The sequence below is a fragment of the Enterocloster aldenensis genome (genome assembly GCF_003434055.1).
Lineage (GTDB): Bacteria > Bacillota > Clostridia > Lachnospirales > Lachnospiraceae > Enterocloster > Enterocloster aldenensis.
In genome coordinates this window covers 324,700-340,590 of record NZ_QVEX01000003.1, presented here as the reverse complement: position 1 = coordinate 340,590, position 15,891 = coordinate 324,700, and the positions used below count along the sequence as shown (strand labels likewise).

Sequence of the window (15,891 nt, the reverse complement as noted above, 5' to 3'; positions counted from 1 at the left end):
CCTCCTAAACGGAGGTATGGCTGCCTGTTTTCCATATATCTGATTCTGTGGATATTATAACTGAGGACCAGCGGGAACCAATGCCTTGCCAGCTTCATTGCCCTCGTATTTTGCAAAGTTCTTAATGAAGCGCTGAGCCAGGTCCTTAGCCTTGGTATCCCACTCAGATGCATCGCTGTATGTATCGCGTGGGTCAAGGATTGCCGGGTCTACGCCTGGAAGCTCGGTGGGAACTTCAAAGTTAAAGTATGGAATCTGCTTTGTCGGCGCTGTTGCAATGGAGCCGTCCAGGATAGCGTCAATGATGCCGCGGGTATCGCGGATGGAGATACGCTTTCCGGTGCCGTTCCAGCCTGTGTTCACAAGGTATGCCTTTGCACCGCTCTTCTCCATTCTCTTAACAAGCTCTTCCGCATACTTGGTAGGATGCAGTTCCAGGAATGCCTGTCCGAAACAAGCGGAGAATGTTGGTGTGGGCTCTGTGATACCGCGCTCTGTACCGGCAAGCTTTGCAGTGAATCCGGACAGGAAATAATACTGTGTCTGCTCCGGTGTCAGGATGGAAACTGGAGGCAGTACGCCAAATGCGTCTGCTGACAGGAAGATGACATCCTTTGCAGCAGGAGCAGTGGAAACAGGGCGTACAATCTTCTCAATATGGTCAATCGGATAAGATACACGGGTATTCTCCGTCACGCTCTTATCATCAAAATCAATCTTGCCGTCCGCGTCAAGGGTAACGTTCTCTAACAGGGCGTTGCGCTTGATGGCATTGTAGATATCCGGCTCGGATTCTTTATCAAGGTTGATGACCTTGGCATAGCAGCCGCCTTCAAAGTTAAATACGCCGTTGTCATCCCAGCCATGCTCGTCATCACCGATAAGAAGACGCTTGGGATCTGTTGAAAGGGTGGTCTTGCCTGTTCCGGAAAGTCCGAAGAAAATAGCGGTATTCTCGCCGTTCATATCCGTGTTGGCAGAACAGTGCATGGAAGCAATGCCCTTTAACGGCAGGAAGTAGTTCATCATGGAGAACATACCCTTCTTCATCTCGCCGCCATACCATGTGTTGACAATAACCTGCTCACGTGTGGTGATGTTGAACATGGCAGCTGTCTCTGAATTCAAGCCCAGCTCTTTGTAATTCTCAACCTTTGCCTTGGAAGCATTATAAACAATGAAATCTGGCTTAAAGACCTCCAGCTCCTCAGCAGTGGGCTGGATGAACATGTTCTTTACAAAATGAGCCTGCCATGCAACCTCAACGATGAAACGGATGGCCATACGGGTGTCTTTGTTTGCACCGCAGAACGCGTCAACAACAAACAGCCTTTTATTGGAGAGTTCTTCCAGGGCAATCTTCTTAACCGTATCCCATGCTTCCTGGCTGGCCGGATGGTTATCATTCTTATATTCATCGGATGTCCACCATACGGTGTCTTTGGAGTTCTCATCCATGACAATGAACTTGTCCTTAGGTGAACGTCCTGTATAAATACCGGTCATGACATTGACTGCGCCAAGCTCACTTACCTGGCCCTTTTCATAGCCCTCCAGTTCAGGTTTGGTTTCTTCCTCAAACAGCATTTCAAAAGAAGGATTGTAAACAATTTCTTTTGTTCCGGTAATTCCATACTGACTTAAATCAACATTTGCCATCTTTCATTATCCTCTCTTTCATTTTTATCGAAATCCTTCTTATTATCTCATTTTGTTAATTAAAAGTCAATATTTAAACTGGCAAAATATGAGATAATGTTCGGATATTTATACAATCCCCTTCAATGTCTGGCTGAGGGCTGTTTTTAATATTTCCATATCAATGGGTTTTGCCACATGCGCATCCATGCCGGCGTCCAGGGCGTCCTGCACATCCTCGGCAAACGCATTGGCTGTCATGGCGATGATGGGTATGCGCCCCGCGTCCTCCCGCTTCATGCCGCGGATGGCCCTGGCCGCCTCATACCCGTTCATCTCCGGCATGCGGATATCCATAAGGACAGCGTCATAGGTGCCGGGAGCAGCGTCCCTGTACATCTTAAGCGCCATGGCCCCGTCATCCGCCACGTCCGACATTGCCCCCCGCATCTTAAGCAGTTCACAGAGTATCTCTGCATTGATGTCATTGTCTTCCGCAATCAGGAACCTGCGGCCTGCAAACACCTGATCCGCTGCATTGCCCCCATGTCCCGGGTCCGGATGTCCTGTCTCCCCGTCACCGCAATCCGCATACTCGCATTCCAGTTCCACCTTGAATGTGGTACCTTCATGAATCCTGCTTTCCACGGAAATGGTTCCATCCATAAGCTTTACCAGTCCCCTGGTGATACTCAGCCCCAGTCCGGTGCCCTCCACCCGCGCCGTGTTGCGGGTAAAGGGTTCAAACATATGCGCCAGGAACTCTTTTCCCATTCCGATTCCGGTATCCCTGACCGTAAACCGGTAGCGCGCATACCCCTGGGGCCTGATCGGCGTTATCTCCTCTGCCAGAAGCTCCACACTGCCGCCTTCCGGGGTGAACTTGACCGCATTGCTCAGAAGGTTTATGAGTATCTGGTTCATGCGCAGGCTGTCCCCGTAATAATAACCATGTTCAATCCCCCTGCCCTGGATGGTAAGCTTAAGTCCCGCTGCCTGTGCCTGGGGTTCCATGATGGCGGACAGCTTTTCCAGCAGGCCGGACATGGATATCTTCATATGGTTCAGGCTGAGTTTTGACTGCTCAATCTTGCTCATATCAAGTATATCGTTGATCAGGCTCAGGAGATGGCTGGAGGAAACCGAGATTTTCCCCAGGCAGTCCGACACCCGCTCCGGCTCGTCCAGATGCGCCCTGGCCAGTGCCGTCATGCCCATGATGGCGTTCATCGGCGTCCTGATATCGTGGCTCATGGTGGAAAGGAAATCACTCTTTGCCTGGCTGGCCTCCCTGGCAATGGCAAGCGCCTCCTCAAGTGCGTCCTTGCGCCTCCGCTCCTCCGCCAGCATATCCGTCACATCCGCCCTTACAAGGCACACGGTCCGGTGGTTCTCATCCCCCCAAAGCACATTGATCTGCTTATACCGGATTCCGTCATCCCCGCGGTAAGGAAAGACAAAATCATACCCTCCTGGTTTTTGTGTCAGTGTTTGGAGGATATGTTCCAGACAGAACCGGCTGGAAGATCCATCCCCGTCCTCCGAATCATACTGCCCCACGAACCGTTCGGCCGCGCTATAATAATCATCCGCAACATAAGGCGGAAGATTCTCCAGAACGGTCTGGCGCGTATGCATGGTCAAACGTCCGGTATATACATTGATGATTCCTACCAGGTCAAAGGTATATGCCATTATATTAAGGAACCCCTGCTGTTCCCGCACCGGATCCGTTATGTCCGTGCGCACCAGGCAGACCCTTCCCAGGCGGAGGTCCACCTCTGAAACCGTCATGTTCTTGGTGCGGATATCCCGGTTCTCATCCATGATGGAATATGAAAATGTATAGGCCCCTTCTTCTTTCAGACGCCTGCGGATTTCATCGGGGTTAAGGGAATTGGCAAACTGCTCCCTGTCCTTTGGCACAATCACCTGTCCCAGCATATATTCCACATGCAGGGAGTGCTGTCCTGACCTGGAGGAAAGGCAGTGGGAATCCTCATGACAGGTCAGGACCGTGTAGGTATCCTGCTCCAGGTTCAGGTCTATGACAAAGTCATAGCTGGTCACGGACAGCTGATGCAGGATACGGTCACTGATGACCTGTTCCGTTATATCCGTCACGGTCAGGATTCCGGTAATGTCGCCTGTGTCAGGCTCATCCACCAGGTTTACCTTAAACTGCACATAGCGGCCGTTTTTTTCTTTCGGCAGCTTAATAAAACATCTGAGTATCTTCTCCGTATCATTTTTCCTGAAGGCTTTCAGGGAGGGAGCGTTCAGGTAAATATCCAAAAAGGCCCTTCGCTCCGATTCATCTGTCACCAGACCCGCAATACCGGTAAAGAAAGCCTCCCGCTCATATCCAAAGGTTTCAAGCAGATGTGAATCCGTATGGTCGCTGATTTCAATAATCCGGTTCTGCGAGATGTTGCAGTGGCCCATGATGATCACATTGGGGTCCGTGGTCCCATAATGCTGCATCAGCCGTTCCTTGTACTGGCTGCGCAGCTGCTCCCGGGCCTCCCGTTCCTTTGTCACATCATGGTAAACAGCGTAAAACCGTTTCTCGCCTCCTTCACTGCAGAGCATGGAAAGCGTATTCTTCACCCAGACATAGCTGCCGTCCCCCCGTATCAGGCGGTACACCATTTCAAGGTTGTTCACACCGTGCCCAATGAACGCGGACGTCTCTTCCATCACGCGCTCCCTGTCATCCGGATGGACTCCCGACATGGCGTCCTGGCAGTATATTTCCCACGCTTTTTCAAGGGACATCGAGGTCAGTGCCGCAAACCCGTCCGACATGTATTCCGGTATCATGCTGCCGTCCTTCTCAGCCCTTACCACAGCAATACCGCCAGGCAGGTTCTTTATCACGGTCTGGAAATATTCCTCCAGCCGCTCCTTTTCCCTGCGTGTCTTTACCTCCTGGGTCACATCCCGCACATATTTTATATAAGCAGGAATCCCATTCCAGTCGCTCTCCTTAAACCGGGTCATATAAAAACGGTCCGAACCATATACCTGCATCTCATGTTCCTGTCCGTCCGCCGCATGGGCCTTCTTTAAAGTGCAGAAACCGCATGGGCCGTCCTGCCCGTGGAGGGCGGTATAGCATTTCTGACCCACACAGTTCTTCGAATCCGTAAAAAGGACCTGGTTTTCATTCACATAAAGAAGATCATAATTCTCCTTGTCAATCACATAGATGGAATCCGCCATCTCGTTGGCAATGGTCTGAAACAGGCGGGTCTGCGCAGACATTCCCGTAATTACAATATAGAGTCTTGAAAGGCCGGTCAGGGGGCCCATGCGCCTTCCGTTCATATGGATCCAGACCAGGCGTCCGTCCTTATGGCGGATGCGGTAAAACACATCCAGGGCCAGGCCGTTTTCCATTGCACTGTCAACAGCGGCCCGGACCCGCCTGCGGTCCGCCTCATAGACCATATCCAGGGCATCCCTCTGTATCATGGCTTCATATTCGCCGCGCGTATAGCCGGACAGGGTGATAACGCCGTCTGAGAGGAATGCTGCCTTATATGCGCCCTCTTCTTTTTGGAACAAGGCAATCCCGCCGGGAATGGAGTTGATCAGATGGTTCATTTCCATCTGTGTTTCTTTCAGGTCGGAAATATTATGGAACACGCAGTGCAGCAGCGGGCGTCCCCTGTCTTCACCAATCCATTTTACCTGAACACGCACCCATACGATATGCCCGTCCCTGTGCTGCTTGCGGAACTCAAAATCATCCACGCCTTTTTGCCGGATTACCTCCATGGCCCTGGATACTACCATGGCAGTATCCTCACTGTAGGTCATATCCGCTGCATTTCCTTTGACCAGCTTCCGGTACTCCTCCACTGTATATCCTGACAGTTCCGGGACACCATCCGAAAAATAGACGGTTTCAAATATATCCGACACCCTGTAGATGGCCACACCGCCGGGAATTGCATTGATGATGTCCTCCATCTTGGCATTGGCTCCGGCCAGTTCCTTTTCCAGCCGCACCTGGCTGCTTACATCACTGAATGCACCATAAAGCATGGTTTCCCCATGTTCCAGCTGCCTTGTGGAACCTTCCAGGCGGATCCAGCGGTATTCATTTTCCCTGTCATGGAACAACCGGAAGGTGTGCTGGATTTTTCCCTTGTCCCGGACCAGCATGGACAGCTTTTCCTTGAGCGGGCCTGCATCCTCAGGATGGACCCTGCCCAGATCCAGGCCCTGTCCGGCATCAGACCTATGCGTATCAGAATAACCCAGGATTTCATAAAAGGCCGGGTTGCGGAACCTGGGCAGGATCTGCCCGTTCACGATCTGATAAATACAAAGACCGCAGGGAATGCTGTCAAAAGCCATCCCCATCTGTTCTTCGTAAAAAGAAGTGCCCTTCATTATGACTGCCGCCCTTCTTTTAATTTTTTACGGAACTCATCCGCCTGAAGGAATCCTGTCTGGATTATCTGATATAACACGTTATAATCTTCCGGTACTTCTCTTTTGCGAAGAGATTCCACAATGGCGCAGACCGCGTTAAAAAGAGGTGTCAGCCCCATATTCCCCACTACCCCCTTAAGCGTATGGGCGGCAGCAAATGCAGCCTCATAGTCCTGCTGCTCAAGGGCTGTTCCCAGCTTCTCAAGGTTGTCATCCTTAAAGAGCATGTCCAGAAACTTTAAATACATGGCCTCCTTTCCCATGAACCGCGCCATCGTGGAGTTGTAATCCGCCCCGTAGACCTCAAATATTTCCCTGAACTCCCCCATTGTCAGGCCTCCTTTCCAAAAATAAAGTCATATAAGGTTTGAAACAGCCGTTCCGGCTCAATGGGTTTGGCCAGATGGGCGTCCATGCCGGCCGCCTTGCTCTTTTCAATGTCATCATCAAAGGCATTGGCTGTCATGGCGATGATCGGTATGGTCTCGGCATCCGGATTGCTCAGATGACGTATGTTCCTGGCCGCCGTCAGGCCGTCCATCAGGGGCATGCGTATGTCCATTAATATGGCGTCATAATACCCATCCGGCGACTTGCCGTACATCTCCATGGCCCTGAGCCCGTTTTCCGCGGTATGGACAACAAAGCCTTTTCCTTCCAGCAGCATGACCGCCACCTCGGTATTGATCATATTGTCCTCGGCAAGCAGCACCCGCTTTCCTGAAAAATCATAATCCGACACCTCCGGCTGGCGTTCCTGCTCTTCTTTTTCCCCAAGTGCCCTTGTGAAAGCAGAAATCAGGGAAGATTTAAACATGGGTTTGCTCATCAGCAGGTTTACCCCTGCCAGTTTTGCCTCATGCTCAATGCATATCCAGTCATAGGCAGTCATGATGATGATGGTCACGTCCGGTCCCACAATCTGCCGGATGCGGCGCGCTGTCTCGATGCCATCCATCTCAGGCATCTTCCAGTCAATTAAAATCATGTCGAAATACCGGCCGCCGGCCCACAGGGCGCTTACCCGCTCCACTGCCTTGCGTCCGCTGTCCACCCATTCGGCCTTGATTCCCATTTCCTCCAGCGTGACAATGGCGCTTTCGCAGACAGCCACATCATCGTCCACCACCAGGGTCTTCAGATGGGAGAAGTTATGGACGGATTTCCTTTTATTGTGCCGGAGTTTCTCTTCCTCCGTAATTCCCAGCTTCACATCAACGGTAAACTCAGTGCCGATTCCCTTAATGGAGCGGACGTTAATCTTGCCGTCCATCATATCCACGATGTTCTTGGATATGGCCAGGCCCAGGCCCGAGCCGCCATACGGCGCCGTGGTGCCTGTGGATTCCTGGGAAAACGGTTCAAAGATATGGGGGATGAATTCCTCACTGATCCCAATCCCCGTATCATTGACAATGAACCGCAGGACAGCATCGTTCTTGGTCTTCCTGCGCAGGGCGGCCGAGAGTGTCACCTTACCGCCCTCCTTGGTAAACTTGATTGCGTTGCTCAGGATATTGATCAGCACCTGCTGCAGCTTCATGGCGTCGCCCATATAATAGTCATCCAGGACAGGGTCCACGATACACTCATAGTCCACGCCCCTTGCAGCGGCCTGGGCATAACAGATGGAGTTAATCCCGTTCAGGAAATCTTCCGTGGGGATTTTTTCATTTTTAAGAAGCATCTTCCCGCTCTCAATCCGGCTCATGTCCAGGATATCATTAATCAGGGACAGCAGGAAACGGGAAGAAATCCCAATCTTGGAGATACAGCCTTCCACCTGTTCATCATCCCCGATGGACTGGGCCGCAATGGTGCTCATCCCGATGATGGCATTCATGGGGGTGCGGATTTCATGGCTCATCCTGGAAAGGAAATCAGACTTGGCTGCATTGGCCTGCTCTGCGGCAACCAGCGCCGCCGCCAGGTCCTCCTTCTGCCTCTGTTCCTTGCGCGCAACGTCTGTCACATCCGTGCGGGACATGCCCACACGCCCCAATGCTTTGTTGATGTAGAATACCTGGAACCGTTTTACGCGCATCACGCCGGTACGGTCCCTCATCTCCACAATAAAGGAATAGCTGTCCTTTTGTTCCAGATGCTCCTTTATGTATTGATAATCCAGCTTCTGAAGATATTCTTCCCTGTCTTCCTGTTCCATGCACTGATCCGCGATCTTGCGTATGGCATCCTGGAACCGGCTGGGCCCTGGCACCAGTTCCTTCTGACCGCAGTGGATGGACACCGGGCGGTGTGTATCTTCCTGTATGTCAATCTCAGTCACTATGTCATAGTCCAGTTCGGCTATCCTGTGGAGCAGCTGCTCCTGTACCATCTTCTCAGTCACATCAAATGTATAGAAAAAGCATATGATGTCGCCGCTTTCAGGATTCAGGCAGAATCGCAGGCTGGTATTGCACCAGAAGGAACCCTGGCTGCTGCTTCTGCGCTGGAATTCAAAATGATATGTGGTCTTGCCTGAGGCATATCCGGCCAGCACCTTTTCCCGCTGCAGGTCACGGAAGATTTTCCTTCCGTATCCGATATCCACCGCGGACGCGGCCAGCCTTTTAACTGCCTCATCATATGTATCGCCTATTTCCGCGATGGCCGTATCTTCTGTTGAGGTATAATTCTCCAGCCTGTTCTGTGTTACATTAAGCCTGCCCTGTACCAGCCCGCCCTCAGAGGACAGTTCGGCAAAATAAGCCAGCTCTTCCTCATACAGTTCCTTGACCCGCTCCTGGACATTCTTCTCGTCCGTTATGTCCACAAACACACAGTAAAAATACTGTTCCCCATTTTCTCCGGCAAACAGCTGCGCTTTGATGGAAATCCATTTGACCTGGCCATTTTTGCATACCAGACGGTTTTCATTCTGGATGGTATTGCCGTGCTCCAGCTGGGCCCTGAGTTTTTCCTCCATGACCACCAGGTCTTCCGGGTAGATGACAGCTGACATCCGGCTTCCCATTGCCGCAAATTCCTCCCGTGAATAGCCAAGGAAATCAAAAAGGCCGTCATTGGCATCAATCACGGAAAAATCAGGATCAAACCGGCAGCGGAAAACAGCGCCCGGAATATTATTATAGATATTCATTACCTCCAGCTGGGCCAGCCTCTGGGCCGTAATATCGCTGCACACAGAGGTAATGGCAGGGCGGCCGTCCTCTGCCAAGGTCTTATGGCCGGTATCATGAATCCAGATATAGGAGCCGTCCTTTTTCCTCATCCTGTATTCTACGGTGTACTCTTCCCCGCTGTCCAGCTGGGCTTGGATGGACCGTTCCACAAAAGACCGGTCCTCCGGATGGGTGCAGTTGCTGATGCATCCGCCAATCTCTTCCACAAATTCCTTTTCATCCAGGTAACCCAGATATTGCAACATTCTCTGGTTGATGAAATAGAAAGGGGAACCCTCCTCCCTGTAGTGGCCCATCATACCGCCTGCAAAGGCTTCATTCAAAAGCTCCTGGCGCTGCTTTGTTATGTTCTCCAGGACCAGCGCCTTGGGATAATGCTCCCCGTTCCTCTGGGTGGAGGCCGGCTCAGAGAAATGAAGGGTACTTAAAAGCCACCTTCCATCCTGGAGGCAGAATACGCAAAAGCACCGCAGGAACCAGGAATAGACCGTATTCTTCAATGTGAATTCCGAGGACAGGATGCTGACCGGTTCCTCCGGGCACTGCTCATGGATAACGGAAATATCCACCCTGAACGGTTCCGGTATTTCCCGGATATCCTGAAGGAGGTATTGGAACATTTCATCCTTTCCGCAGGCATATTCATTTTCCCCGGTTCCCACAAACCGTATATCATCCGCCACATATCCCAGGGCTGCTCCGGCATCCCTCTGTTCAAACCACGCCTGGCAGAACAGCCGCAATGTCTGATTTGCATCTATGTGGTCCATCATAATATTTCCTTTCTCCACAGGCAGTACTTATCCTGGTTTGTATTCTTTATTTCCTGGTGCTCAGGATCCAGGCGTTTCATGGCCTCTGCAGGCGCTTCCCCCTGCCGTGCCAAGGCCACTCCTGCCGATGCATAGAACAGGGCGCTTTTCTGTATCCGCTTTGAAAGGCTCTGCATCAAATGCGGCTTGGCGATGAAATCGTCAGCCCCCAGTTCCAGCGCCATGTATTCCAGTTCCGGATCTGGACCCGATGTGGTTATGATAGGAAGGTTCCACAGATTCCTGTCCTTCTGTATGGTCTTAAGGACCTTAAAACCATCCGGGCCAGGAAGGGTCAGGCTCAGTATCACTGCGGCAATGTCCTTATGTTTGGCTATGAATGCCAGGGTATCGGTACAATCCCCGGTCCCCGCCACACGGTACCGGCCTTCAAATGCCTGATGTACCATGTTCCGGTAATCCTCATCCCCGTCCGCTACCAGAAGGACCGGAAGTTCATTCCTGATTTCCGTGTCCGTTGAGGGTTCTTCTATCCCGGCCCCCCTGTATTCATCCAACAGCCCTTCGAACTCCTGACAGGGCATGGGCTTTGCGAAATAATATCCCTGTACATAATCACAGCCGATTTCCGTAAGCCTTAAAAGCTGCGCCTTAGTCTCCACGCCTTCGGCCACAACGCTCAGGTTCATCCAGCTGGCCAGGTTGATGATGAACTGAAGGATTCCCTGGCTCTTGGGCTTTGCCATCTCGCTCCGTATGAACTTCATATCCAGTTTCAATATATCAATGGGCATGTCATTGAGCATGTTAAGGGATGAGTACCCGCTTCCGAAATCATCCATCTCAATCACGAATCCCAGTTCCCGGAGGGTTGTCACCGTATCAATGATCTGTTTCGGATTCTCCGTATAAGCGCTCTCCGTGATTTCCAGGTGAAGACGCGACGGATCCAGGTCATATTTCTCAATTATCTTAACCAGGGTGTCTGCAAGGTCCTCATTATATATATCTGCCCGTGAGACATTCACGGACACGGACATGGGATAATATCCCCGTTCATCCCAGTCATGGAGCACGGCACATGCCTTCTCCCATACAAACCGGTCCAGCCTGGTGATGAATCCGTTCTTCTCAAACAATGGTATGAATTCAGCCGGGGATAAAAATCCCCAGACCGGATGGTTCCAGCGCACCAGGGCCTCAGCCCCCACCAGGACCTCGTCCTTAATCCTGTATTTGGGCTGGAGATAGACCAGGAACTGGTTCTGTGACAGCGCGGATTCCATGCTGTCCGTAATGGCCTGCTCCCTCAGAAGCTGGTTGCGCAGCGTATCATCATATATGGCAAAATATTTGCCGTACTGGCCTTTGATGCTCCTGGCTGCCAGCAATGCCCGGTCGCATATCTGTTCAATGGAGACAGACCGGTCCTCCACATTATAGATGCCCCATTTCATCACGATATTATGTATGTCCAGCAGTCCGTTGGTCAGGATGCTGGCCTCAATGAACATATCATCCGTATAATCATCCCTGTGCTTTAACAGGCATGCAAACTGGTCGGAATTAAGACGCCCGCAGATACCGATGCCCTTCAGTCGCTCTGCGTAAGCATTGCCAATCCCGCGCAGCAGGCGGTCGCCGGCCTTAACACCGAACACATCGTTAATCAGTTTGAAGTTCTCAATATCCGAACATATTATGTCATATTGCTGGTCAGGGTTGCGCAGCAGCACCTCGCCTGCCTGCTGGTAAAAATACTGCTTGCTGTAAAGTCCCGTAAGCCTGTCATACTGGATCATATTAATCATGGCAGCTGTTTCACGCAGCCGGATGATTCCCGCCACCCGGTGCAGGATGATCTGGGGCTTATAAGGCTTAGCGACAAAATCCGTTGCCCCGTGGGACAGGGCCGCCACCTCGTCTGACTCAGCATCGTTCTGGGTTGTGACAATTACAGGGATAGAGGAATAAGAAGGGTCTGCTTTCATGATGGACAGGAAGGTATAACCATCCATGACAGGCATGATGATATCCAACAGGATAAGGGATATCCCCTCTCCAAACTGCCTCAACACCCCAAGGGCCTCCTGTCCGTTCTCTGCTTCCTCAACATCATAGTCAGCGGACAGAATCTGGCACAACAGGCTCCGGTTAAGTGCATTGTCTTCCACCACCAAAATCTTCTTACGTGAAAACATAACTTTACTCCTCTTCTTTAGGATATAAATGGTATGAAAATAGATAATTAATCCATTTTATTTTAACATAGAGGGTTTAAAAACTCAATGATTGGTTTGGGGGATTTCAGGGGGAGAAGGGGAGGTGCATCCGTTCGTGAACGGAATGGGGATGGGGGAGATGGATGCGGGCTGCGGACCTAGCCGGTCTAAGGGTGTGCAACCGACGCTGGACAAGAGGCTGGCTGCCAAAACCCGCGCCTGGTCTTCTACCAGGTATTTTGGTAACGGGCTCAGACAATGGCGCCAGCCTCTTAGCGCCCCTCCCACGCCCATTTCTCCGGAGAACGCAAAAAGCAGAGGCTGCGTAACCTACGTCACACGCCCTCTGCCTCTTCCAACATCCCCTTACCGGTTTGCAAGTTCTTCTGTTATTTCTTCCCAGGTAACCCCTTTATCAGCCATTAACACCATCATGTGGTAAAGGAAGTCTGATATCTCATATTTGATTTCCTCCGGATCCGGGTTCTTGGCTGCTATTATGATTTCCGTGGCTTCCTCACCCAGTTTTTTGAGGATTTTGTCTATTCCCTTGTCAAACAGATAGTTGGTGTAGGAACCTTCCTTTGGGTGTTCCTTCCGGTCCAGGATGATATGGTAGACCTCCTCGAATACCTTAAGCGGATTGGTTTCCTTGTATTCCTTTTCCGCCAGGGCGGTGAAGAAACAGCTCCTGTTTCCGGTGTGGCAGGCTGCTCCTACCTGTTTGACCGTAGCAAGGATGGTGTCGTTGTCACAGTCTATCTTCAGGGACTTCACATACTGGTAATGCCCGCTGGTTTTGCCCTTGAGCCAGAGCTCCCGGCGGCTCCTGCTGTAGTAGGTCATCTTCCCGGTGGACAGGGTTGCCTGGAACGCCTCCTCGTCCATGTATGCCAGCATCAGCACTTCCAGGCTTTTGTAATCCTGTACGATTACAGGGACGAGCCCGTCGCTGTTCCGTTTGAAATCATTCCATGACACGGCGCTCTCAAAGGTATCCGTGGATATGCCCGCGCTTTTTAATATCTGTTTCATCTCCATGCAGGAGCCTGTTTTCTCTTCCTGAAGGGTAAGGACAGCGCCCTGGACCTGGGGACAGCCAAAAAGGATTTTCAGTTCGCCGGCCATGTCCTGAATGGAGTCCTGGCCGCCGCAGAATATCAGTGTCTCATGTCCGCCCTCGCCGATTTCCCCCAGTTCCTGTAAGGACGGGACCTGGGCAGAGGTCCTGACAATCATCACAGATGCCCCAAGCTGCGCGTACTCCTCCATCCTGGGGATATAGGATACGTTGGGGAGGTAGGCATATACCTTTTCCCTTCCAAAGCGGTCCGCGGCCTCTTTCATCATGTCCACATTATCTTCCCGGCTCACATCCAGAAAGACCGCGCTGGCGCCGGCATAAAGGTACTTTTTCACATCCTCCAGACGTCTTACGCGGCCGCCTGCCAGTATGGGCTCATCGATTGTCCTGGCGGTTTCCTTCATGATGCCGATTACGGCCTCGTGGTCCTCATCGCTTTCAGAACGGTCATGAATCAGCACCTGGTCCGCCCCGTTGTCGCATCCCTGCCTGGCAAGTACGGCCAGCGGGCTGCTGTATCCGGTCCGTCCGTCCCAGGTATATGCCCTGCCTTCCTTTACGCCAAATCCTAATATCAGCTTTTTGTAATCTGTCATAATATGTATCTCCTAGTTTTCATAAAGCATTACGGCTTCCTTCAGATGAATCCTGTTTTCATAAAGGGCCTTTCCAATGATTGCTCCCCTGATTCCCGCCTCATGCAGTTCCTTCAGGTCCTGCATACAGGATACCCCGCCGGATGCTATGATGTCAAGTCCCGTGTCATCGGTCAGACGTTTTGTGGCCTTAACATTGGGGCCGGACAGCATTCCGTCCCTGGATATATCAGTATACACAATATGCTTTACGCCGTAGCCTTTCATCTTAAGGCATAATTCACCGGCAGCCATGGAGCTGACCTTTTCCCAGCCCTCCACTGCCACCATTCCGTTCTTGGCATCCACTCCGGCCACAATGGCGTCTTCCCCGAATTTCCCCACCATTTCTTCCAGGAATTCAGGATGTTCCACTGCCTTGGTCCCGATAATCACCCGCTTCACCCCCAGGCCAAGCATGCTGCGGACCGCCTCCTCTGAACGGATCCCGCCGCCTATCTCTATGGGTATGGATACATGTTCCACAATCTTCCGGATGGCTTCTTCGTTGACGGAATGGCCTGCCAGGGCGCCATCCAGGTCCACCAGGTGCAGGAACGTGGCTCCCTGGGCCTGCCACCAGGCCGCTACCTTCCAGGGCGCATCCGAATACACGGTAATGTCCTTAAATTCTCCCTGTCTTAAACGGACACACTGTCCGTCCTTCATGTCTATTGCCGGATATAACTGCATTGGTTTCTCCTCTTTCTGTTTATTGTGCTGCCTGTCCGTGTATGTCTGTCCCTGCCTGTTCCAGGGCCTGTTTCTTTTGAAGCATCCCAAGGATCTGTCCCCCATGCCTGCCGCCTGACACAATATGGGCATACCCATCCTTTGTAACAGCAATCACAAACCCTCCGGTTGTCTCCATCCGGTCAATGCAGGTGTATGGAATCACATCAAACTGGTAAAAGGACGTCACGATGAAATGCTCTGTCAGGTAAACGCGGCTGCCTTTGACTGCCTCATCCGTGCACTGCAGTTCCAGGTCCGCTGCCCTTAATCCGTCCGGCTTTCCGGACAGGCCGGCGCTTTGGGCCTTCCATAGCCATATACATCCACTGCAGGAGGAGGCTCAGAAAGCCCATCCCCATATGTATAATCAATGAGGGCCGTCAGGTTGTCAGGCATATGGCCTTTCATGGAAATGATGTAGGGCCTGAACAGAAAATCAAACCCATAAAAATAATTCTCTTCTGATTTTACGTGTTCCGCAAAACTGTCTGTCAGATATTGCAGCCTGACATAGCTGTATCCCCCCGGTCCACTGGGATCAAAGGGAACTGCGGGGTTCTGCTCCTCCCGGTATCCCCTTCCGGCCTCCTTCCTAAAGGCTCCCTTTGGTGGAAAGCACGCCTGTAAGTCTCGGCTCTGCCGCAACCGCGCTGTCCAGGGCCTTTGCAAATGCCTTGAAGGCAGCTTCAATGATATGGTGGTTATTCATGCCTGCCATCTGCCGGATGTGCAGGTTCATTTCTGCTGCATAAGATACGGCATAAAAGAATTCCCGGACCATCTCTGTCTCCAAATCCCCCACCTTTTCACGGTCCAGGTCCAGATCATAGACCAGATACGGCCTGCCGCATAAATCCAGGGCGCACAGGACCAGGGATTCGTCCATGGGAAGAATCTGGGAACCATATCGTACAATCCCCTTTTTATCCCCCACAGCCTGTTTGATTGCCTGGCCCAGGACTATGCCGGTATCCTCAATAGTGTGATGGGTATCGACTTCCAGATCCCCCTTCACCTTTACGGTCAGGTCAAAGAACCCGTGTCGGGCAAAACTGTTCAGCATATGGTCAAAGAATCCGATGCCGGTCTGGATATCGGCTTTCCCGCTCCCATCCAGGTTAAGGCTTATCTGGATTTCTGTTTCTTTTGTATTCCGTGATACCACGGATGTCCTTTCCATCATATGTCCCTCCTAGTATTGCAGTTTCCTAC

Annotated in this window: 10 protein-coding genes; all 10 read right to left on the bottom strand. The window is 51.7% G+C overall.

From position 1 onward, the window contains the following. Nucleotides 1-54: 54 nt before the first annotated feature. Nucleotides 55-1,659 (bottom strand): phosphoenolpyruvate carboxykinase (ATP), encoded by a 1,605-nt coding sequence (gene pckA / locus DWX59_RS09870; RefSeq protein WP_117558542.1) that lies wholly within the window; start codon nucleotides 1,657-1,659, stop codon nucleotides 55-57. 108 nt (nucleotides 1,660-1,767) lie between these two features. Then, nucleotides 1,768-6,042, bottom strand: coding sequence for a PAS domain-containing protein (locus tag DWX59_RS09865; RefSeq protein WP_117558540.1), 4,275 nt, complete (start codon nucleotides 6,040-6,042; stop codon nucleotides 1,768-1,770). Continuing rightward, nucleotides 6,042-6,413 carry an Hpt domain-containing protein gene (locus DWX59_RS09860; protein WP_117558538.1) on the bottom strand — a complete coding sequence of 124 codons (372 nt, stop codon included), beginning with the start codon at nucleotides 6,411-6,413 and terminating at the stop codon, nucleotides 6,042-6,044. The genes DWX59_RS09865 and DWX59_RS09860 overlap by 1 nt, the downstream gene beginning before the upstream one ends. A 2-nt stretch (nucleotides 6,414-6,415) precedes the next feature. After that, entirely contained in the window at nucleotides 6,416-10,003 is a 3,588-nt protein-coding gene (locus tag DWX59_RS09855; protein ID WP_117558536.1) for a response regulator, read from the bottom strand. Further along, on the bottom strand, nucleotides 10,000-12,204 hold the full coding sequence (locus tag DWX59_RS09850; RefSeq protein ID WP_117558533.1) for an EAL domain-containing protein: 2,205 nt from the start codon (nucleotides 12,202-12,204) through the stop codon (nucleotides 10,000-10,002). The genes DWX59_RS09855 and DWX59_RS09850 overlap by 4 nt, the downstream gene beginning before the upstream one ends. A 387-nt stretch (nucleotides 12,205-12,591) precedes the next feature. Then, nucleotides 12,592-13,905: a bifunctional phosphoribosyl-AMP cyclohydrolase/phosphoribosyl-ATP diphosphatase HisIE gene (hisIE, locus tag DWX59_RS09845; protein WP_117558531.1), complete on the bottom strand. Its 1,314-nt coding sequence runs from the start codon at nucleotides 13,903-13,905 to the stop codon at nucleotides 12,592-12,594. A gap of 12 nt (nucleotides 13,906-13,917) precedes the next feature. Further along, complete coding sequence (hisA, locus tag DWX59_RS09840; RefSeq protein ID WP_117558529.1) at nucleotides 13,918-14,637, bottom strand: 1-(5-phosphoribosyl)-5-[(5-phosphoribosylamino)methylideneamino]imidazole-4-carboxamide isomerase; 720 nt, start codon at nucleotides 14,635-14,637, stop codon at nucleotides 13,918-13,920. 19 nt (nucleotides 14,638-14,656) lie between these two features. Further along, nucleotides 14,657-14,866 carry a hypothetical protein gene (locus DWX59_RS29020; protein ID WP_207660419.1) on the bottom strand — a complete coding sequence of 70 codons (210 nt, stop codon included), beginning with the start codon at nucleotides 14,864-14,866 and terminating at the stop codon, nucleotides 14,657-14,659. Nucleotides 14,867-14,943: 77 nt separating this feature from the next. Then, nucleotides 14,944-15,087, bottom strand: coding sequence for a hypothetical protein (locus DWX59_RS29015; RefSeq protein ID WP_207660418.1), 144 nt, complete (start codon nucleotides 15,085-15,087; stop codon nucleotides 14,944-14,946). Between the two features lie 184 nt (nucleotides 15,088-15,271). Then, nucleotides 15,272-15,859 carry an imidazoleglycerol-phosphate dehydratase HisB gene (gene hisB, locus DWX59_RS09830; protein ID WP_117558664.1) on the bottom strand — a complete coding sequence of 196 codons (588 nt, stop codon included), beginning with the start codon at nucleotides 15,857-15,859 and terminating at the stop codon, nucleotides 15,272-15,274. Nucleotides 15,860-15,891 lie beyond the last annotated feature (32 nt).